Origin of the sequence: Pseudomonas sp. NFPP07, from assembly GCF_900115645.1 — a bacterium.
Lineage (GTDB): Bacteria > Pseudomonadota > Gammaproteobacteria > Pseudomonadales > Pseudomonadaceae > Aquipseudomonas > Aquipseudomonas chlororaphis.
Genome location: NZ_FOXG01000002.1, coordinates 628,968 through 650,101, shown reverse-complemented (window position 1 = coordinate 650,101; position 21,134 = coordinate 628,968). Strand labels below are relative to the sequence as shown.

Here is a 21,134-nt window from a genome sequence, read left to right as displayed (position 1 = left end):
CTTGCTGATTTTTCTACCCCTGACGAAAGCTCGTAACAGGGGAGTGGACGCCTCCACCTTTTAAAAGGTTCCATATTTGGCAGCGTTTGGCCACCCTCAATCCCATAACTCCGATATCTCTGATACCTGGCATCTGTAGCCGCTGCCGAGCGCAGCGAGGCTGCGATCGAGCGCGCAGCGCTCGCAAACAAGGAGTACGGGATGGGACTGAAACACCGCGTTGCCTGGTTTTGCGACTGCTGCGCAGTCGATCGCAGCCTCGCGCAGCTCGGCAGCGGCTACAGGCTGGAATTCCAGCGGCCCCGGGCCGAACGGTGGTCCGTGGAGCTTGCTTTGCGCTATACTCGCCGCCCTTTTTTTGAATCACCTGCCAGGCGATTTCCCATGACCAAACAGGCCGCCGAAGTCGCGAAACGCCGCACTTTCGCCATTATTTCCCACCCGGATGCGGGTAAAACCACCATCACCGAGAAGCTCTTGCTGATGGGCAAGGCGATTGCCGTTGCCGGTACGGTGAAGTCCCGCAAGTCCGACCGCCACGCCACCTCCGACTGGATGGAGATGGAGAAGCAGCGCGGTATTTCCATTACCACGTCGGTCATGCAGTTCCCTTATCGCGAACACATGATCAACCTGCTCGACACCCCGGGCCACGAAGACTTCTCGGAAGACACCTACCGCACCCTGACCGCGGTGGACTCGGCGCTGATGGTGCTCGACGGCGGTAAGGGCGTAGAGCCACGGACCATTGCCCTGATGGACGTCTGCCGTCTGCGCGACACGCCGATCGTCAGTTTCATCAACAAACTCGACCGTGACATCCGCGACCCGATCGAACTGCTCGACGAAATCGAAGCGGTCCTGAAGATCAAGGCGGCGCCCATCACCTGGCCGATCGGTTGCTACCGCGACTTCAAGGGTGTGTACCACCTGGCGGGCGACTACATCATCGTCTACACCCCTGGCCACGGCCACGAGCGCACCGAAACCAAGATCATCGAGAAGCTCGATTCCGATGAAGCCCGCGCCCACCTGGGCGACGAGTACGAGCGCTTCATCGAGCAGCTGGAGCTGGTGCAGGGCGCCTGCCATGAGTTCGACCAGCAGGCGTTCATGGACGGCCAGCTGACCCCGGTGTTTTTCGGTACCGCCCTGGGCAACTTCGGGGTCGACCACGTGCTCGACGCCGTCGTCGACTGGGCACCGCTGCCGCTGGCGCGCGTGGCCAACGAGCGCACCGTGGAGCCGCAGGAAGAAAAGTTCACGGGCTTCGTGTTCAAGATCCAGGCGAACATGGACCCGAAACACCGCGACCGGATCGCCTTCATGCGCATCTGCTCGGGCAAGTACGAGAAAGGCATGAAGATGCGCCACGTGCGCACCGGCAAGGACGTGCGCATCGGCGATGCGCTGACCTTCTTCTCCTCCGAGCGTGAACAGCTCGAAGAAGCCTACGCCGGCGACATCATCGGCTTGCACAACCACGGCACCATCCAGATCGGCGACACCTTCACCGAAGGCGAGGCTCTGGGCTTCACCGGTATCCCGCACTTCGCCCCGGAGCTGTTCCGCCGCGTGCGCCTGAAGGACCCGCTGAAATCCAAACAACTGCGCCAGGGCCTGCAACAGCTGGCCGAAGAAGGCGCGACCCAGGTGTTCTTCCCCGAGCGCAGCAACGACATCATCCTCGGCGCCGTCGGTGTGCTGCAGTTCGATGTGGTCGCCAGCCGCCTGAAAGAGGAATACAAGGTCGAGTGCTCCTACGAGCCGATCACCGTGTGGTCCGCGCGCTGGATCGATTGCAGCGACAAGAAGAAACTCGAGGAATTCTCCAACAAGGCCGTGGAAAACCTGGCATTGGACGGTGGCGGTCACCTGACCTACCTGGCCCCGACCCGGGTCAACCTGGCGTTGATGGAAGAGCGCTGGCCGGACGTGAAATTCCGCGCGACCCGCGAGCATCACTAAGGTCTGAGCGACGCTCCAGTGCATAAAAAAGCCCCGCTGCCAGACAGCGGGGTTTTTTTATGCACGTAAAGGCAGGATCAGGCTCAGTTGTATACCAGCACATAACTGACCACCGCATCGGCTTTACCGGCTTTCACCTCGCCACCGCTCGGGACGTAACGGGCTTGGCCAGCAAAATGGTAGACCTCGGCGTCGGGTTGGCTGTACTGCCAGTCAAGGTTGAGGGCCTTGCTCGAGGTGAAGGGAAGCCGGGTGCCCTTGCCATTGGTGAGTTCGATAGCCGTGCCGCTGGCGACATGGCTTTGCCCGGCATCGTTGAGCTTGAGCAGGCCATCGCTGGTGGTGGCGCCTTGGAAATAGATCTTGACCGGTGCCGGCTGGGTGGGGCGCAGGCCCTTGCAATACACGTTCAAATTGAAGTTCTGTGCCTGGGTGTTGCCGTTGCGGATATTGGCGGAGGCGACTTTCCCCATGGGGACGATGAGGCTCTTGACTTGTGCTTCGCAGGCGCTGAAGTAGATGTTATTGGCCACTTCGGTCTTCAGGTTCGTACCGACAATATTGATCGGGGTTAAACCGGTTGCCTGGAAATTGGCGCTGAAGTCGAATGAGATCGGCCCCTTGCCCACCGCGGTGCCGGTGCGGATAAAGTCAATGATCACGAGGGAAGGAAGGGGCACTAGCACAGTCGGATAGGCTTGATACTCAAATGGGGGGTATTTGACGCCTCCCCAGTTCCCATTGAGTGGTCTTTCAAAGCCGATTCTGATTCCGACGCCTTCAACATTGGTCTTGTACACATTGGGCAACCCGGCAGACTCCAGGCCAGAGACATTCAGGGTCATCCCCCATTTATCGCTAGTTGTACAGTCTTCGGTTGAGGCATTGCCAGAGTAAAAACTGATTTTCTGCGATGCCATGGCCTGGCCTATCGGTGCCGGGGACAAGCTAGTGGTGCCTGCCAGGGGAGGGATCGTGATCTTTGCTGGCGGCACAATGCCTAGCCACCAGCTACATGCGGCAAAAGCCGAATGGGTTCCGGCTAGCGTGGTAACCAGAATCAATGTCGACAGCATTTTCTTGAAGAGCATGGGGGGACCTGTCTGGTAGCGAAAGTGAGCGGGGGAGGGCTTTCCCTGCCGCTCGTTGAGAAGCAGGTTCGCGTCATCCACTGCGCTGCATGTTCTGCCCGACGATAGGTTCGATGCTGTTATGGATGAGTTTCGGCCAAGGGGAAATGCTATCGGTCCCGGGCGTATCGGTGAATAAGATGAATCTGATATGCCGGCGTACAGGGCGTTCTGCGCGCAGGTCCTGACTATGCGTTATCCCATAGGAGCAAGGCTTGCCCGCGAAAGCGCCGGTTCGGGTAATGAGATTTTTCCGACAGAACGGCGGTGACAGGTTTTGGGGCCGCTGCGCAGCCCATCGTGAGCAATCGTGCGTCGACCGGCAGCTCCTATATAGAAGAAGTGGGCATAACCGCAGGTTTTAAGGCCTAGTCGAAAGCCGTCTATCCAGCGGGCGGATAGCTAGCTTCCTATCTGGAAAAGCACCGGCTTCGGAGCTAGGTTTCAGGGGCTGGGTTTCATACGAAGCCACGCCTTGCAGGTCAGGACCTGTGGGCACATTGATTCACCTATACAAAGGGATGGAATCAACATGAATGTTTTCCAACGGGGTGTGCTGTTGCTCAAGGTGCTGGTGCTGTTGTCGCTGGGCATGTCCGCGGTCTGGGCCGGCGACCAGGCCGCGCGGGTGCCGGGTTTCTGGGGGCCGGGGCATCTGCAGAGCGGGGTGCAGATGATCGCCAAGTCGGAATCCGAGCCGGGCGACCAGGGACAGGGTGGTAGCGAGGGCGATGACGATTCGACCACCGACGAGCCGGATCCCGACAGCGACGACGAGGCTAGCCAGGGCTGAGCCAGGCTGGTGGAAAAAGAAACCCCTCCTGCCGGACTGATGCGCAATCCGGCAGAAGGGGTTTGGTCAACACAGATGAGGCGCCGCGGGTCACCGCGGCGCCTTTTTTTGCCGGCTCAGCCGAGGAACTGTTCGGCGTAGTGGCAGGCCACCTGGCGGGTGTCGAGCAGGCGCAGGGCCGGCTCTTCGCTGCTGCAACGCTCGGTGGCGTATGGGCAGCGCTTGTGGAACGCACAGCCGGATGGCGGGTTCAGCGGGTTGGGCAATTCGCCGACGATCTTGATCTTCGGCTTGTCCGGGTCCGGGTGAATGGTCGGCGTGGCCGACAACAACGCCTGGGTGTAAGGGTGCAGCGGACGGGTGTAGATGTCCTCTTTCGGGCCCATTTCCACCGGCCGGCCGAGGTACATCACCATCACGTGGTCGGCGACGTGACGCACCACCGCCAGGTTGTGGGAGATGAACACATAGGCGGTGTTGAACTCCTGCTGCAGGTCCATGAACAGGTTCAGCACCTGGGCCTGGATCGACACGTCGAGGGCCGAGGTCGGTTCGTCCGCCACCAGCACTTTCGGTTGCAGCATCATCGCCCGCGCCAGGGCGATACGCTGGCGCTGGCCGCCGGAGAACATGTGCGGGTAGCGCTGATAATGCTCGGGGCGCAGGCCCACCTGCTTCATCATCGCCTGGACCTTTTCCCGACGCTCGCTGGCCGACAGCTGGGTGTTGATCAGCAGCGGCTCGGCCAGTTGATCGCCGATCTTCTGCCGTGGGTTGAGCGAGGCGTAGGGGCTCTGGAACACCATCTGCACGTCTTTGCGCAGTTGCTTGCGCTGGGCCTTGTCGGCGCCGGCGACTTCCTGGCCGGCGATTTTCAAGGAGCCGGAGGACGGTTCTTCGATCAGGGTCAGGGCTCGGGCCAGGGTGGATTTGCCGCAGCCGGACTCGCCGACCACGGCGAGGGTCTTGCCGGCTTCCAGCTCGAACGACACGCCGTTGAGGGCGCGCACGGTCGCATGGCCCTTGAACAGGCCGCGGGACACTTCGTAGTGGCGGGTCAGGTTGCGGGCGGTAAGAACGACGGCCATTACGCCACCTCCTGATTCAGCGGGTAGAAGCAGCGGGCGAGGCTGGCGGCTTTCGGATCGAGGCCTGGGCGCTGCTGGCGGCAGTTTTCCTGCACGTACGGGCAGCGCGGCGAGAGTAGGCAACCTTGCGGACGGTCGTAGCGACCGGGAACGATGCCCGGCAACGTCGACAGGCGCGCGGCGCCCATGCTGTGCTCGGGAATCGCTGCCAGCAGCGCTTCGGTATAGGGATGGGCGGGGATGTCGAACAACTCCGGCACCTGGCCCACTTCCACCGCTTGCCCGGCGTACATCACGCACACGCGCTGGGCGGTCTCGGCGACCACGGCCAGGTCGTGGGTGATCAGCACCAGGCCCATGTTCTGCTCGCGTTGCAGGTTGAGCAGCAGCTCCATGATCTGCGCCTGGATGGTCACGTCCAGGGCGGTGGTCGGTTCGTCGGCGATCAGCAGTTTCGGCTCGCCGGCAATCGCCATGGCAATCGCCACGCGCTGGCTCATGCCGCCGGACAGTTGGTGCGGGTAGGCGTCCATGCGGCTGGCGGCGCCCGGGATCTCGACTTTTTCCAGCAGTTCGATGGCGCGCTTGCGGGCCGCCTTGCCGGACATCTTCAGGTGCAGGCGCAGCACTTCCTCGATCTGGAAGCCCACGGTGTAGCTCGGGTTCAGCGCGGTCATCGGGTCCTGGAACACCATGGCCAGGTCCTTGCCGACGATCTGCCGGCGTTGCCGGGCGCTGAGCTTGAGCATGTCCTTGCCGTCGAAGCTGAGGGCGTCGGCGGTGACGATGCCGGGATGCTCGATCAGCCCCATCAGCGCCATCATGGTCACGGACTTGCCGGAGCCGGATTCGCCGACGATGGCCAGGACTTCGCCCTTGTCCACGTTCAGGTCCAGGCCATCCACCACGGGAACGGCCTGGGCGTCGCCGAAGCGCACGTTGAGATTCTTGATTTCTAGCAGTGACATGGGAATCTCCTCAGGCGGCGTTCTTGAGTTTCGGGTCCAGCGCATCGCGCAGGCCGTCGCCCATCAGGTTGATTGCCAGCACGCTGAGCAAAATGGTCAGGCCGGGCAGGCTCACCACCCACCAGGCGCGTTCGATGTAGTCGCGGGCCGAGGCCAGCATGGTGCCCCACTCAGGGGTGGGCGGCTGGACGCCAAGGCCGAGGAAGCCCAGGGCCGCGGCATCGAGAATCGCCGAGGAGAAGCTCAGGGTCGCCTGGACGATCAGCGGCGCCATGCAGTTGGGCAGCACGGTGATGAACATCAGGCGCGGCAGGCCGGCACCGGCCAGGCGCGCGGCGGTCACGTAGTCGCGGTTGAGCTCGCCCATCACCGCGGCGCGGGTCAGGCGCACGTAGGACGGCAGGGACACCACGGCGATGGCGATCACGGTGTTGATCAGGCCTGGGCCGAGGATGGCGACGATCGCCACGGCCAGCAGCAGGGACGGCAGGGCCAGCATGATGTCCATCAGACGCATGATGGTCGGGCCGAGCAGGCGCGGGAAGAAGCCGGCGAACAGGCCCAGGAGGATGCCCGGGATCAGCGACATGACCACCGACGACAGGCCGATCAGCAGCGACAGGCGCGAACCGGTGATCAGGCGCGACAGCAGGTCGCGGCCCAGTTCGTCGGTGCCGAGGATGAACTGCCATTGGCCGCCTTCGAGCCAGACCGGCGGGGTCAGCAGGAAGTCGCGGTATTGCTCGCTCGGGTTATGCGGGGCGACCCAGGGCGCGAAGATCGCGCAGAAAATCACCAGCAGCATGAACAGCAGGCCGGCCACCGCGCCCTTGTTGCGCGAGAAGGCCTGCCAGAATTCCTTGTACGGCGACGGGTACAGCAGGCTTTGATCCACGGCCACGGCGGATACGGCTACTGAGGAGGTTGGAGTGCTCATGAGTATTGTCCTCAGCGCTGGTGACGAATGCGTGGGTTGGCAAAGCCGTAGAGGATGTCCACCACGAAGTTGACCAGGATCACCAGGCAGGCGATTAACAGGATGCCGTTCTGCACCACGGGGTAGTCCCGGGCGCCGATGGCTTCGATCAGCCATTTGCCGATGCCGGGCCAGGAGAAGATGGTTTCGGTCAGGACCGCGCCGGCCAGCAGGGTGCCGACTTGCAGGCCGACCACGGTCAGCACCGGGATCAGCGCGTTGCGCAGGCCGTGCACGAACACCACGCGGGCGGGCGACAGGCCCTTGGCCTTGGCGGTGCGGATGTAGTCTTCGCGCAGCACTTCGAGCATCGAGGAACGGGTCATCCGCGCGATCACCGCCAGCGGAATGGTGCCGAGCACGATGGCCGGCAGGATCAGGTGGTGCAGGGCGTCGAAGAAGGCGCCGGTGTCATCGGCCAGCAGGGTGTCGATAAGCATGAAGCCGGTTTTCGGCTCGATGTCGTAGAGCAGGTCGAGCCGCCCGGAAACCGGGGTCCAGCCCAGGCTCACGGAGAAGAACATGATCAGGATCAGGCCCCACCAGAAGATCGGCATCGAATAGCCGGCAAGGGAGATGCCCATCACCCCGTGGTCGAACAGGGACCCTCGTTTCAGCGCGGCGATCACCCCGGCCAGCAGGCCGATCACGGCAGCGAACAGCATCGCGGCCGAGGCCAGTTCCAGGGTTGCCGGGAATAGGGAGGTGAACTCGCTCCACACACTCTCGCGAGTCCGCAGGGATTCACCCAGGTCGCCCTGGGCGAGTTTGCCGATGTAGTCCAGGTACTGGGCGTACAGCGGTTTGTTCAGACCAAGGCGTTCCATTGCCTGGGCATGCATCTCAGGGTCGACCCGGCGCTCGCCCATCATGACTTCCACGGGATCGCCGGGAATCATGCGAATCAATGCGAACGTCAGCAAGGTGATGCCGAAGAATGTGGGAATCAACAACCCCACACGGCGGGCAATAAAACTAAACATCTTGTGGTGTACCTCATCAGCCGGTTAGGCGTGTCCGGCATCCCTGGGGTCAGGGATGCCGGGCGTTTCTTATCTACTTCACCTGGGTGGTAGCGAAGTTGTTGGTGGTCAGGGGGCTCTGGTGGTAGCCCTCGACGTTCTTGCGCATTGCCGTGAACATTTTCGGATAGGCCATGGGGATCCAGGGTTGTTCCTTGTCGAAAATGTCCTGGGCCTGTTCATAGAGTGCGGTCCGTTTGGCCGGCTCGGACTCGGCGCGGGCCTGATCGATCAGGCTCTGGAACGCTTTATTGCACCAGCGAGCGTAGTTTTCGCCGTTTTTGGCGGCCTCGCAACTGAGGTTGGGGGTCAGGAAGTTGTCCGGGTCCCCGTTATCCCCCGCCCAGCCGGCGGAAACCATGTCGTGCTCGCCGTTCTTGGCGCGCTTGAGCATCTCGCCCCATTCCATGACGCGGATGTCGATCTTGAGGCCGATCTTCGCCAGGTCGGACTGCATCATCTGCGCGCCGAGCAGCGGGTTGGGGTTGGTCGGGCCACCGCCGTTGCGGGTGAACAGGGTGAAGACCGTGCCTTCCGGCACGCCGGCTTCCTTGATCAGGGCGCGGGCCTTGTCCAGGTCGCGGGCCGGGTTGCCCAGGCTGGTGTTGAAGCCCAGCAGGGTCGGCGGGTAGGGGCCGGTGCCGACCACCGCGTTGCCCTTGCCGTACAGGCTGTTGACGTAGGCTTCCTTGTCGAAGGCGATGTTGATGGCCTGACGGACACGCGGGTCGCTCATGTACTTCTTGGTGGTGTTCAGGGCCACGTAGCCCACGGTCATGGCGGCCAGGTCGTCGACCTTCAGGTTGGCGTCGGCCTTGATGCTCGGGATGTCGTCGGGTTTCGGATACAGGGCGACCTGGCACTCATTGGCCTTGAGCTTCTGCAGGCGCACGTTGTTGTCGGTGGTGATCGCCAGGATGAGTGCGTCGGCCGGCGGCTTGCCACGGAAGTAGTCCGGGTTGGCCTTGAACCGCACCTGGGCGTCCTTGGCGTAGCGCTGGAAGATGAACGGGCCGGTGCCGATCGGCTTGCTGTTGAGGTCGCCGGGCTTGCCGGCCTTGAGCAGCTGGTCGGCGTATTCGGCCGGGAAGATCGAGGCGAAGGCCATGGCCACGTCGGCCAGGAACGGTGCTTCGCGCCGGGTCAGGGTGAAGACCACGGTGTGGTCGTCGGTTTTCTCGACGCTTTTGAGCAGTTCCTTGAAGCCCATGCTCTCGAAATAGGGGAAGCCCACGCTGGACTTGTCATGCCACGGGTGTTTCGGGTCCAGCTGACGCTGGAAGCTCCAGAGCACGTCGTCGGCGTTCATCTCGCGGGTCGGCTTGAAGTAATCGGTGCTGTGGAACTTGACGCCTTTGCGCAGGTGGAAGGTGTAGGTCAGGCCGTCCGGGCTGATCTCCCAGGACTCGGCCAGGGCCGGCTCGATGTCCGTGGTGCCGGGCTTGAAGTCCACCAGGCGGTTGAAGATGGTTTCCGCCACCGCGTCGGCAGTGACTGCAGTCGTGTACTGGACCATATCGAAGCCTTCCGGGCTGGCTTCGGTACAGACCACCAAGGGCTTGGCCGAGACGCCTGCGGCGACGCTCAGCAGTGCGGCGGCGATGGCCGCTTTCAGGGGAAGCATTTTCATCTAGAACCCTCTGCAATCGGTTGAACCAGAGTAGCTGGAATGGCGAATTCGTCATGAATTCGCCAACCAGCCGATATGTTTTTAGAGAATCTTGAACGGGATGGTAGTAACCAGGCGGAACTCGTTGATGTTGCCGTCGGCCTGGTTTTCGCTGGCCCGGTGCGTGGTGTAGGTCGCACGAATGGCGGTGGCCTTGAGCGGACCACTCTGAACTGCATAAGACGCGCCAATACCGTATTCGTAGTGGGTTTCGCCATCCATCAGGCTCAGGTCGCCGCGCTGGGCGCCTGGGTCGGTGTAGGCGGTGCCGCGGTAGTGGGTACCGTCGATGCCCCAGCCGCGTGCCGAGTAGAGGTTGAACTTCAGGCCTGGCACGCCGTATTCGGCCATGTTCAGACCGTAGGCGATCTGGAAGGACTTCTCGTTCGGGCCGTTGAAGTCCGAGAGCAGGGAGTTGGCCAGGTAGATACCGTTGGTTTCATGCAGGTAGTCGAAGTACTCGTTACCGTTCACTTGCTGGTAGGAGAAGGTCAGGCTGTGGGCCTGGTGAGTCAGGCCGAGCGACAGCGAGTAGGTGTCGTTGTCGATCTCGCCCATCAACTTCTTACCTTCGTCGACGGTCTTGTAGTAGTTCAGGCCGGTGGTCAGGCTCAATACCTGGCTGTCACCCAGCTCGTGGGTGGCGCCGAAGTAGTACTGGTTCCAGAAGTCTTTGACGTTGGCGCCATACAGGCTGGTTTTCAGGCTCTTGAACGGCTGGTAGTTCACACCTGCGGTGTAGACCTTGTCGGTTTCCACGCCAGTGGCGGAATACTCGGTGCGGAATTTCGACAGGCTCTGTTCGGTACGCGGCGAAACGCGATCGAAACCGGCCAGATCGAACGACAGGTTGTTGAACTCTTCGCTGTGCAGGCTCACACCTTCGAAACTCGAAGGCAGGGCACGGTTGCCGATAACGTCGACGATCGGTGTGCTGAAGTTCTGGCGACCGGCGGTCAGGGTGGTGTTGGAGACGCGGAACTTGACGTTGGCCAGGCCCAGTTTGCTCCACTGGCCGACAGCGTCGCCGTCGGAGTGGGTCAGGGTACGGTTGTTCTTGCCGGCGATGTCCTTGCGGTCACGATCCAGCGCGATAGCGTTGTAGGCGGCCACCTCGGTGCTGACCCCGACAGTACCTTCGGTGAAGCCCGAGCTGTAGTTGAGGATGGTGCCCTGGACCCAGTTGATCCGGCGTGGGGTCGAAGTCGGCTGGCCGTTGTGGTTGTAGGAGAAGCGGTCGTCACGACGCTTCAGCTCGTTGGCGTACCAGTTGCGGGTCGTACCCGACAGGCTCTGGCCTTCGACGAAGCCTTTGGCCTCCGCCTGGGCGCTGGTGCCGTTCAGTTCGGTCGGAACGAATTCCTGACTCACGCTTTCCGCATGGGCCATGGCCGTGATGCTGCTGATGGCCAGGGCCAGTAACGCGGTGTTGCTCGGTTTCATGGGTGAAGCTCCTTTGCTTTCTTTATTTTTATGCCGGTCTTTTTGGGTTGACCGGCTTTTGCTTTACAACTCATTCAAGGCATCGCAAACGTTTGCATGAGGTGGGATCACCGAATTCAGGCAACAGATTTGCGTGGGGGCGAATATCGCCCCCAGCGGCCTGGCTAATCATTTATTGGTCGATGCTGACGCCCGAGAACACGTTGCGGCCGAAGGGGCTGACCTTGAATCCTTCGACTTTGGCGCTTAACGGCTGGTTGACCGTCGAGTGGGCGACCGGGGTGATCGGTACCTGCTGCTTGAGCAACTGCTGGGCCTGTTGGTAGAGCGCCGTGCGCTGTTCGCGATCGGTGACGATCTTGGCCTGCTTGATCAGCTTGTCGTACTGCGGGTCGCACCACATGGAGTAGTTGTTGCCGCCAATGGCGTCGCAGCTGTACAGGGTGCCGAGCCAGTTGTCCGGGTCACCGTTGTCGCCGGTCCAGCCGATCAGGCTGATGTCGTGCTCGCCGTTCTTGGTGCGCTTGATGTACTCGCCCCATTCGTAGCTGACGATCTTCACTTTCAGGCCGATCTTGCCCCAGTCGGACTGGAGCATTTCGGCCATCAGCTTGGCGTTGGGGTTGTAGGGGCGCTGCACGGGCATGGCCCAGAGGGTGATTTCCGTGCCTTCCTTGACCCCGGCGGCCTTGAGCAGCTCACGGGCCTTTTGCGGGTTGTAGGCGGCGTCCTTGATGCTGCTGTCGTAGGACCACTGGGTCGGCGGCATGGCATTGACCGCCAACTGGCCGGCGCCCTGGTAGACGGCGTTGAGGATGCCCTGCTTGTTCACCGCCATGTCCAGCGCCTGGCGCACTTCGAGCTGGTCGAAGGGCTTGTGGCGAACGTTGTAGGCGATGTAGCCGAGGTTGAAGCCGGGCTTTTCGATCAGTTGCAGTTTCGGGTCTTTTTTCAGCGCTTCGACATCGGCCGGCCGCGGGTGCAGGGTGACCTGGCATTCGCCGGCCTTGAGTTTCTGCACGCGCACCGAGGCATCGGTGTTGATGGCGAAAATCAGCTGGTCGAGCTTGACCCGGCTCGGGTCCCAGTACTGCTTGTTGGCGGTGTAGCGGATGTTCGAGTCTTTCTGGTAGCTCTTGAACACGAACGGCCCGGTGCCGACCGGCTTCTGGTTGATCTCGCTGGGTTTGCCGGCCGTGAGCAGCTGGTTGGCGTATTCGGCCGAGAGAATCGCGGCGAAGCTCATGGCGATGTTCTGGATGAACGCGGCGTCCACCGAGTTCAGGGTCATCACCACGGTCAGCGGCCCGGTCTTCTCGACCTTGGCGATGTTCTTGTTCAGGCTCATCCCGTTGAAGTAGGGAAACTCGGTCGGGTAGGCCTTACGGAAAGGGTGCTCGGGGTCGAGCATGCGGGTGAAGGTGAAGACCACGTCGTCGGCGTTGAAATCACGTGTCGGCTTGAAGTACGGCGTGGTATGGAACTTCACCCCCTCGCGCAGGTGGAAGGTGTACTGCAGGCCGTCCGCGGAAATATCCCAGCGGGTGGCCAGGCCCGGCACCACATTGGTTGCGCCCTTTTCGAACTCCGCCAGGCGGTTGTACAGCGGCTCTGCCGCGTCGTTGTCGGTGGCGGTGGTGTATTGCGCGGTGTCGAAGCCGGCCGGGCTGCCTTCGGAGCAGAACACCAGGCTGTTGCCGGCCGCCAGGCTGGCGGAGGTTGCGGTCAACAGACCGGTGCCCAGCAGGGCGGATAAAACCAGAGAATGACGCATGACGATCCCCTCTCCCTTTTTATTGTTTTGATCGATGAGCAGTCGCCCCATCCGGAGGCGGTCATGTCATTGATCCCAAGTCTCGCTTGCAGCAAATGCCGGGCAATGGATGCACCACTCCATGCTTTGACGGTAGGGGTCGCCGCATGGGTAGTAAATGCCAAAGAGCCTGAAAGACATGTAAGGAACTTCCGAAATGCCCGTACTCACCACGATGGGGCGCAGCAAGAGGAGGAGCGTTCGAGTTCCGGCAGTCCTGGCAGGTAAGGCAACGGCGACATCAGCTGACGTCGCCGTTGCAGACCCTTATTTGCTGATGCTGACGCCGTAGAACGAGTTCAGGCCAAAGGGGCTGATCTTGAAGTCCTGCACGTTGGCGCGCATGGGTTGGAACACCGTCGAGTGGGCGATAGGTGTCATCGGGACCTGGTCTTTGAGGAGGTGTTGCGCCTGCTTGTACAGCTCGGTGCGTTTGGCCACGTCCGGGGTGGCTTTGGCCTGTTTGATCAGTGCGTCGTACGGCTTGTCGCACCATTTGGAGAAGTTGTTGCCGTTCATGGCGTCGCAGCCGAACAGGGTGCCGAGCCAGTTGTCCGGGTCACCATTGTCGCCGCTCCAGCCGATGATCATCGCCTGGTTCTCGCCGCCCTTGGAACGCTTGATGTACTCGCCCCATTCGTAGCTGACGATGTTGACCTTCAGGCCGATCTTCGCCCAGTCGGACTGCAGCATTTCAGCCATCAGCTTGGCGTTCGGGTTGTACGGACGCTGCACCGGCATGGCCCACAGGGTGATCTGGGTGCCTTCCTTGATGCCGGCTTCCTTGAGCAGCGCCTTGGCTTTCTCGGGGTCGTACTTGGCATCCTTGATGGTGTCGTCATAGGACCACTGGGTCGGTGGCATGGCGTTGACCGCCAGTTGGCCCGCGCCCTGGTAGACCGAGTCGATGATCTGCTGCTTGTTCACCGCCATGTCCAGCGCCTGGCGGACCTTGAGGTCGGCCAGCGGGTTGGCGTCGGTGCGGCCCTTGAGCACAGGCATCACGTTGTAGGCGATGTAGCCGAGGTTGAAGCCGGCCTGCTGCGGCAGCTTGAGGGTCTTGTCCTCGCCCAGGGCCTTGAGGTCGGCCGGGCGCGGGAACAGGGTGACCTGGCATTCGTTCTTTTTCAGCTTCTGGATGCGTACCGACGGGTCGGTGGTGATGGCGAAGATCAGGTTGTCGATCTTCACGTCTTCAGGCTTCCAGTACTCCTTGTTGCCGGTGTAACGGATGTTGGAGTCTTTCTGGTAGCTCTTGAACACGAACGGCCCGGTGCCGATCGGTTTCTGGTTGATGTCGCCCGGCTTGCCTTCCTTGAGCAGCTGGTCGGCGTACTCGGCGGACTGGATGGAGGCGAAGCTCATCGCCAGGTTCTGGATGAACGCGGCGTCTACGGTTTTCAGGGTGAACTTGACGGTCTTGTCGTCGACTTTCTCGACCTTGGTGATGTTGGTGTCCATCCCCATGTCGGTGAAGTAAGGGAATTCGGTGGGGTACGCCTTGCGGAACGGCATGTCCTTGTCGAGCATGCGGTTGAACGTGAAGAGCACGTCGTCGGCGTTGAAATCACGAGTCGGCTTGAAATACGGCGTGGTGTGGAACTTCACCCCATCGCGCAGATGGAAGGTGTAGGTCAGGCCATCGTCGGCAATGTCCCAACTGGTCGCCAGGCCAGGAACGACGGCGGTGCCGCCACGCTCGAACTGGCTGAGGCGGTTGAAGATGGTTTCTGCTGAGGCGTCGAAGTCGGTTCCGGTGGTGTACTGGCCTGGGTCGAAACCGGCCGGGCTCCCTTCGGAGCAGAACACCAGGTTAGTCGCCGCCTGGGCGAAGGGGGCGCTGGCGAGCAAGCCGGCGCTGACTAAAAGCGGAATGACTGCTTGTTTGAACATGGTTGCCTCATGATTTGTTGTCATTTTTGGTGTAGAGGGCGACCTTATGAGTCGACCCGCCGATACTTATGCAGGCCCCATACCCAATGCAAGATGCGGGGCCGTCACAAGTATCAAGGAGTGGAACGAACGTACAGGAATGACGCATTTGTATAAATATTGACGAATTTGACCGTATGCGCTGGTTTTTTCTGGTGCATGGGCTGCCTTCTTGCGGGGCATCCAGAGCGAGTCGTGCCTCCGCTTGGTGCGTCGCTGGGGCAGGTGTCGACCGGCTTCTGGTTGAGCCGCCTGGCCTTGCCTGCCTGGCGCAAGTGTTTGGCGCATTGGGTTGACCGGCTGAAGTAGGACGGCTTGGTGAGGGAGGCCGTGGAGAACGGATGCCCGGGACCTTGCAGGCGATGGCGGGTGCACAGCACATCGGCGGCGTTGACGTTGTGGCTCGCAGTGAAGTTGTCACTGTGGAGGTTGCGGGTGGCGTGCGACAGTGGGATGCCGAGGATCAGCTCCGCTGTCTGCCAAACCTGGAGCGGAAAGGTCTTACGCATGCAAACCTCATTTTTTCTTTTTCTAGGGCGTATCTGAGGAGTGGCCTTGTGGGCCGGGGCAACTCGCCTTCTATGGGGAGTGGATGCACCCCCATGGACCCTGTGCGGCGCCGACGATCGCTTTGTTGTGGGTTGATTGACGATTCGCCGATGCCGAAATTAAGTCATGCTGAAATCGTGGTCAACGAAAATTAAGCGTGACTAACATTTCTCTTGCGCACGGGGTGTCTGTGAGGTTGCGCAGGCGGCCACGGGCCGGGTTCAGGCCGCTGAATGGTCGTCGAACAGGCCCATGGTCGTGACGGTCAACACTTCTGCCGGGCCGTTGCCGGCGTTGGCCAGGTAGTGCGGTTTGGTCGAGTCGAAGTGCACCGAGTCGCCGGCGCCGAGGGGGTACTGCTGCCCCTCGATGGTGTAGACAATCTGCCCCGAAAGAACGTAGGAGAACTCGGCGCCATCATGGGAGATCAGTTCCGACTGGTAGCCCACCGGTATGTTCATCTTCACCGCGTTGATCAGGTTGCCGGGAAAGGAGCTGGACAGCCGCTCGTAGGACAGGGGCTGGCCTTCGATGGTGTAGCGCACCCGCTTGCCGTCGTGGGAGTCGGGTTGTGCCTGGGTCGGCTGGTCGAAGAGGGCGTTCAGCGGAACGTTCAGGGACTTGGCAATGTTGACCAGGGAGGAGATCGAGACGCCGGTGAGATTGCGTTCCGCCTGGGAGAGGAAACTGGCGGTCAGACCGGATTCGCTGGCGATCTGACGCAGGGTTTTCTTGGCGGCGCGGCGATAGCGACGCAGGCGTTCGCCGATGCGGTCTGCGGTCATTGGAGAGACTCTTATAGGAAAGGCGCAGTATACCCGGTGGACGTCAATCACGTCTGATAGGCGCAATACCGGGGGCCGCAACTTTAACATCACCGATGTGGCCGAGCTCACCCCTCCACCCCAAAAAAAGGCGAGTCCCTCAGGCTTGGGTTGAAACAGTGGCTAGCAAAAAAACGCGGTAACCTCATTTGTGCTGCAGGTTACCGCCGTTGGGGAGCAGGGAAAACGTTACGGCATCAGGACTTCGATCGAGCCATCGGCGGTCATGCTGACCTGGCTGGTGCCGGCCTCGACTTCCGGAGTGACCGGCGCCGCATCCATGCCCGCGGCTTTCATCATCACCGGTCCGCGCAGATACGGTTGTGGATAACCGTTGCTGTTGAGGTTCAGGTTGACGATCTTGTAGCCCTTGCCGCCCAGCGCTTCGGTGGTCAGCTGCGCACGGGCCTTGAAGGCATCGACGGCTTCCTTGAGCAGTTTGTCTTCGCTGGCCTTGCGGGTCGGGTCGGCGATGGCAAAATCCATCCCGCCCATCTTCAGGTCGGTCAGCAGTTCGCCGGTGAGCTTGGACAGCGCGGCGAAGTCCGAGCTTTCCAGGCGCAGTTCGGCGCGTTCGCGCCAGCCAGTGATCTTCTGGCCCTTGGTGTCGTAGATCGGGTAGCTGTTGCGGCTACCCTGGCGCAAGGTGATGTCCTTGACCTGGCGTGCCTGGCCCAGGGCCTTGTTCATGGTGGTGGTGATTTCCGCGGCGAGCTTGGCCGGGTCGGCGTTCTGCGATTCGCTGTAGAGGGTGACGATCATCAGGTCGCGGGCCACTTCCTGACTGACTTCGGCGCGCAGGGAGATCTGGTTGTAATGAAGCTCATCGGCGGCCAGGGCCGGCAGGCTGGCGAGGGTGCCGGCGCTGAGGGCGAGAAGGGCGGCGCTGCGACTGAATGTATGCATGAAAACTCCTTGAGTGCGGTCCGCAGGTATTGGGTCCCAGCCTGCGTGAAACCATCAGACTCTAGCTTTTATTGTCTGGTTCGGCCCGTTAACAACTTCTATACATCTATTACCCAACGCCAACTGCGGGGGGCTTTGGTAGCCGCTGGCGAAGCCTGCGCCCGACTGCGCAGCAGTCGTAATCTGTTCTCGAGCCGGACTCTGAGATGGGGATGGCGAGCGCTTTGCGCTCTATCGCGGGCAAGCCTCGCTCCTGCAGGCCGGTGGTGTTTTTGCAGGCAAGGCTTGCCCGCGATTGGCCATTGCCCAAGACTGTGGCGGTTTGCCGCAGTTTTGCCTGTCTGGGCCGCTGCTTGGTTATACTCGTCGCGATCCGCCTGGAGCGCTCATCAGGAGAGCTCATGCTCGCCCCCGTACAACTGCTTTCCGCCACTCGCCAGAACCTCTGGCGTCTGACTTTCATCCGCATCCTGGTTCTGGCCGCTCAGGCCGGTTCGGTGGGGCTCGCCTACTGGTTCGACCTGCTACCGCTGCCCTGGCTGCAACTGGCCATCACCCTGGGCCTGTCGCTGATTCTCTGCGTCTTCACCGCCATTCGCCTGCGCACCTCGTGGCCGGTCACCGAGCTGGAATATGCCGTGCAACTGGCTTGTGATTTATTTATCCACAGTGCCCTACTGTACTTCTCCGGCGGTTCGACCAACCCCTTCGTCTCCTATTACCTGGTGCCGCTGACCATCGCCGCCGTAACCTTGCCATGGCGCTACTCGGTGGTTCTTTCCGGTATCGCGCTGACCATGTACACCTTGCTGCTGGCGCAGTTCTACCCGCTGCAGACTTTCCCCATCGCCCGAGAGAACCTGCAGATCTACGGGATGTGGCTGAGCTTCGCCCTGGCCGCGGCGGTGATCACCTTCTTTGCCGCGAGAATGGCCGAGGAGCTGCGGCGGCAGGAGGAGCTACGGGCGATCCGCCGCGAAGAGGGCCTGCGCGACCAGCAGTTGCTGGCTGTCGCGACCCAGGCCGCTGGCGCCGCCCACGAGCTGGGAACGCCCCTGGCGACCATGAGCGTACTGCTCAAGGAAATGCGCCAGGACCACCTCGACCCAATGCTGCAAGATGACCTGGGCGTGCTCCAGGACCAGGTCAAACTGTGCAAGGAAACCCTGCAACAGTTGGTGCGCGCCGCCGAGGCCAACCGCCGGCTGGCGGTGGAGATGCAGGATGCCACCGTCTGGCTCGACGAAGCGCTGAACCGCTGGCACCTGATGCGCCCCGAAGCCAGCTACCGCTTCCAGCTGCTGGGCAAGGGCACGATGCCGCGGCTGGCGCCGCCGCCGGACCTGACCCAGGCGTTGCTCAACCTGCTGAACAATGCAGCCGATGCTTGTCCGGAAGGGCTGGAAGTCCAGCTGGATTGGGATGCCGAGAACCTGACCATCAGCATTCGCGACCACGGCGCCGGTGTGCCGCTGGCCATCGCCGAGCAGATCGGCAAACCGTTTTTTACCACCAAGGGCAAAGGTTTCGGCCTGGGCCTGTTTTTGAGCAAAGCCAGCGTGACACGCGCCGGCGGCTCAGTGAAACTCTACAGTCATGAGGAAGGCGGCACGCTCACCGAGCTGCGCCTGCCCCACGGCGCCCGAGGAGACCAACATGAGTGACGAAATCCAAGTCGAAGGCGAAGAACTGCCGCATCTGTTGCTGGTGGATGACGACGCCACCTTCACCCGGGTGATGGCGCGCGCCATGAGCCGTCGCGGCTTTCGCGTCAGCACTGCGGGTTCCGCCGAGGAAGGCCTGGCCCTCGCCCAGCAGGACCTGCCGGACTTCGCCGCGCTGGACCTGAAGATGGACGGCGACTCCGGCTTGGTGCTGCTGCCCAAGCTGCTCGAGCTCGATCCGGAGATGCGCGTGGTGATTCTCACCGGTTATTCGAGCATCGCCACCGCGGTCGAAGCGATCAAGCGCGGCGCCTGCAACTACCTGTGCAAACCGGCCGATGCCGACGATGTACTGGCCGCGCTGCTCTCCGAGCACGCCGACCTCGACACCCTGGTGCCGGAAAACCCGATGTCGGTGGACCGCCTGCAATGGGAGCACATCCAGCGGGTGCTGACCGAACACGAAGGCAACATCTCCGCCACTGCCCGCGCCCTGGGCATGCACCGCCGAACGCTGCAACGCAAGTTGCAGAAGCGCCCGGTTCGCCGCTGAACCGCGACTGAACGAATGTCCTCAGGACAAGTGAAAAAGCGAGCCGATCCTCTATGATCGGCTCGATGCTTGTCCCTATCCCAATCGAGCCTTGATGATGAATCAGAACGCTGAGTATTCCGCGGTCAACGATGCTGTGCGCGGGCAGTTTTTCCGTCGTGTCTGGGAAATGACTACGCCTTACTGGCGCAGCGAGGAGAAGGGCAAGGCCTGGTTGCTGCTGTTCGCGGTGATCGCCCTGACCCTGTTCAGCGTGGCGATCTCGGTGTGGATCAACAGCTGGTACAAGGATTTCTACAACGCCCTGCAAAAGAAGGACGAGGCGGCGTTCTGGCAACTGATCCTGTATTTCTGCGGAATTGCCGCGGTGGCCATCCTGGCCGCGGTCTACCGGCTCTACCTGACCCAGATGCTGACCATCCGCTGGCGGGCCTGGCTCACGGAAAAACACTTCGCCCGCTGGCTGGGCCACAAGAACTATTACCAGCTGGAGCAGGGCGGCTACACCGATAACCCGGACCAGCGGATTTCCGAAGACCTCAACAGCTTCACCAGCAATACCCTGGGGCTCGCCCTGGGCCTGCTGCGTACCGTGGTCAGCCTGGTGTCGTTCTCGATCATCCTGTGGGGCGTGTCGGGCAGTATCGAAGTCTTCGGCTATACCATTCCCGGCTACATGTTCTGGTGCGCCCTGGTGTACGCCGCCGTCGGCAGCTGGCTGACGCACCTGATCGGTCGACGCCTGATCGGCTTGAACAACAACCAGCAACGTTTCGAGGCAGACCTGCGTTTTTCCATGGTGCGGGTGCGGGAGAACGCCGAGAGCATTGCCCTGTACGACGGCGAGCCGAATGAGAACAAACGCCTCAGCGCTCGCTTCGGCATGGTCTGGCACAACTTCTGGGACATCATGAAAGTGTCCAAGCGCCTGACCTTCTTCACCTCGGGCTACGGCCAGATCGCGATCATTTTCCCCTTCATCGTCGCGGCCCCGCGTTACCTGACGGGTAAGATCGAGCTGGGCGAGCTGATGCAGATCAACTCGGCATTCGGCAACGTCCAGGAGAACTTCAGCTGGTTCATCACCGCCTATTCCGATCTCGCGGCCTGGCGTGCCACCTGCGACCGGCTGCTGAGCTTCCGCCAGGCCATGAGCGAAAACGAAGAGCGCGCGCCAGCCATCGATGTGCAGAGCCAGGGTGAAACCCTGCAGGTGCATAACCTTGGCCTGGACCTGGCGGACGGCCGGCACCTGCTGGCCGGTGCCGAGATGACCGTGACCCCCGGTGAGCGCCTGATGCTCAGCGGCCGTTCCGGCAGTGGCAAAAGTACCCTGCTGCGGGCGATGGGGCGGCTCTGGCCGGCCGGTCACGGCAGCATTCGCATGCCCGCCGAGCGTTACCTGTTCCTGCCGCAAAAGCCTTACCTGCCGATCGGCAGCCTGCGCGAAGCCTTGAGTTATCCACAGTCGGGCGACACCTACCCGCAGGAGCGTTATGCGCAGGTGCTGGAAACCTGCCGACTGCCGCACCTTGTCGCTCGCCTGGACGAGAGCAATCACTGGCAGCGCATGTTGTCCCCGGGCGAGCAGCAGCGCCTGGCCTTTGCCCGTGCGTTGCTCTACGCGCCGCAATGGCTGTACATGGATGAGGCCACCTCGGCCATGGACGAAGAAGACGAGGCGACCCTGTACCAGGCGCTGATCGACCAGCTACCGGGGCTGAGCATTGTCAGCGTCGGGCATCGCAGCAGCCTCAAGCGTTTCCACCCGCGGCACATCCGCATCGAGCGCGGGCATCTGGTCGACCAGGCAGTGACGGTGTAGTCAACAGTGAT

17 protein-coding genes are annotated in these 21,134 nt (G+C 61.7%); 5 read left to right on the top strand and 12 right to left on the bottom strand.

All coding sequences use genetic code 11. The features are described 5' to 3' along the window. Window positions 1-384: 384 nt before the first annotated feature. Window positions 385-1,968, top strand: a complete 1,584-nt coding sequence (locus BM019_RS08055) for a peptide chain release factor 3 (protein WP_007923830.1) — start codon at window positions 385-387, stop codon at window positions 1,966-1,968. Window positions 1,969-2,051: 83 nt separating this feature from the next. Here the strand turns inward: BM019_RS08055 and BM019_RS30435 are convergent, their stop codons facing one another. Next, a complete protein-coding gene (locus BM019_RS30435; protein WP_139217363.1) occupies window positions 2,052-3,059 on the bottom strand; it encodes a fimbrial protein in 1,008 nt (335 codons plus the stop codon). Between the two features lie 571 nt (window positions 3,060-3,630). On the opposite strand from BM019_RS30435, the gene BM019_RS08045 reads away from it, so the two are divergent. After that, window positions 3,631-3,891 carry a hypothetical protein gene (locus tag BM019_RS08045; protein WP_092417996.1) on the top strand — a complete coding sequence of 87 codons (261 nt, stop codon included), beginning with the start codon at window positions 3,631-3,633 and terminating at the stop codon, window positions 3,889-3,891. 116 nt (window positions 3,892-4,007) lie between these two features. On the opposite strand, the gene BM019_RS08040 is transcribed toward BM019_RS08045, so the two are convergent. The 11 genes from BM019_RS08040 to BM019_RS07990 all read right to left on the bottom strand — a co-directional run bounded on the left by BM019_RS08040 (window position 4,008) and on the right by BM019_RS07990 (window position 17,081). After that, window positions 4,008-4,979: a peptide ABC transporter ATP-binding protein gene (locus tag BM019_RS08040; RefSeq protein WP_009042157.1), complete on the bottom strand. Its 972-nt coding sequence runs from the start codon at window positions 4,977-4,979 to the stop codon at window positions 4,008-4,010. After that, the gene (locus BM019_RS08035; RefSeq protein WP_009042158.1) at window positions 4,979-5,947 is read right to left on the bottom strand and encodes an ABC transporter ATP-binding protein; all 969 of its coding nucleotides are present in this window, start codon (window positions 5,945-5,947) and stop codon (window positions 4,979-4,981) included. The genes BM019_RS08040 and BM019_RS08035 overlap by 1 nt, the downstream gene beginning before the upstream one ends. Before the next feature lie 10 nt (window positions 5,948-5,957). Further along, window positions 5,958-6,884, bottom strand: coding sequence for an ABC transporter permease subunit (locus BM019_RS08030; protein ID WP_007927027.1), 927 nt, complete (start codon window positions 6,882-6,884; stop codon window positions 5,958-5,960). 11 nt (window positions 6,885-6,895) lie between these two features. Next, window positions 6,896-7,906 (bottom strand): ABC transporter permease subunit, encoded by a 1,011-nt coding sequence (locus BM019_RS08025; RefSeq protein ID WP_007927028.1) that lies wholly within the window; start codon window positions 7,904-7,906, stop codon window positions 6,896-6,898. Window positions 7,907-7,979: 73 nt separating this feature from the next. Then, window positions 7,980-9,575, bottom strand: a complete 1,596-nt coding sequence (locus BM019_RS08020; RefSeq protein WP_009042159.1) for an ABC transporter substrate-binding protein — start codon at window positions 9,573-9,575, stop codon at window positions 7,980-7,982. Between the two features lie 81 nt (window positions 9,576-9,656). Next, window positions 9,657-11,057: an OprD family porin gene (locus BM019_RS08015; protein ID WP_092417995.1), complete on the bottom strand. Its 1,401-nt coding sequence runs from the start codon at window positions 11,055-11,057 to the stop codon at window positions 9,657-9,659. Window positions 11,058-11,229: 172 nt separating this feature from the next. After that, on the bottom strand, window positions 11,230-12,831 hold the full coding sequence (locus tag BM019_RS08010) for an ABC transporter substrate-binding protein (protein ID WP_009042161.1): 1,602 nt from the start codon (window positions 12,829-12,831) through the stop codon (window positions 11,230-11,232). A 306-nt stretch (window positions 12,832-13,137) separates the two neighbouring features. Then, the gene (locus BM019_RS08005) at window positions 13,138-14,763 is read right to left on the bottom strand and encodes an ABC transporter substrate-binding protein (protein WP_092417994.1); all 1,626 of its coding nucleotides are present in this window, start codon (window positions 14,761-14,763) and stop codon (window positions 13,138-13,140) included. Between the two features lie 113 nt (window positions 14,764-14,876). Next, window positions 14,877-15,311: a hypothetical protein gene (locus BM019_RS08000; RefSeq protein ID WP_092417993.1), complete on the bottom strand. Its 435-nt coding sequence runs from the start codon at window positions 15,309-15,311 to the stop codon at window positions 14,877-14,879. A 261-nt stretch (window positions 15,312-15,572) separates the two neighbouring features. Next, window positions 15,573-16,136: a cupin domain-containing protein gene (locus BM019_RS07995; RefSeq protein WP_009042163.1), complete on the bottom strand. Its 564-nt coding sequence runs from the start codon at window positions 16,134-16,136 to the stop codon at window positions 15,573-15,575. 228 nt (window positions 16,137-16,364) lie between these two features. Further along, window positions 16,365-17,081, bottom strand: coding sequence for an SIMPL domain-containing protein (locus tag BM019_RS07990; protein WP_007927039.1), 717 nt, complete (start codon window positions 17,079-17,081; stop codon window positions 16,365-16,367). A gap of 401 nt (window positions 17,082-17,482) precedes the next feature. Here BM019_RS07990 and BM019_RS07985 point away from each other — a divergent pair, with 401 nt between their 5' ends. The 3 genes from BM019_RS07985 to BM019_RS07975 all read left to right on the top strand — a co-directional run bounded on the left by BM019_RS07985 (window position 17,483) and on the right by BM019_RS07975 (window position 21,123). Next, window positions 17,483-18,745, top strand: coding sequence for an ATP-binding protein (locus tag BM019_RS07985; protein ID WP_062823674.1), 1,263 nt, complete (start codon window positions 17,483-17,485; stop codon window positions 18,743-18,745). After that, a complete protein-coding gene (locus tag BM019_RS07980; RefSeq protein WP_009046975.1) occupies window positions 18,738-19,298 on the top strand; it encodes a response regulator transcription factor in 561 nt (186 codons plus the stop codon). The genes BM019_RS07985 and BM019_RS07980 overlap by 8 nt, the downstream gene beginning before the upstream one ends. Window positions 19,299-19,395: 97 nt before the next feature. After that, entirely contained in the window at window positions 19,396-21,123 is a 1,728-nt protein-coding gene (locus tag BM019_RS07975; RefSeq protein WP_092418013.1) for an ABC transporter ATP-binding protein/permease, read from the top strand. Window positions 21,124-21,134: the final 11 nt, after the last annotated feature.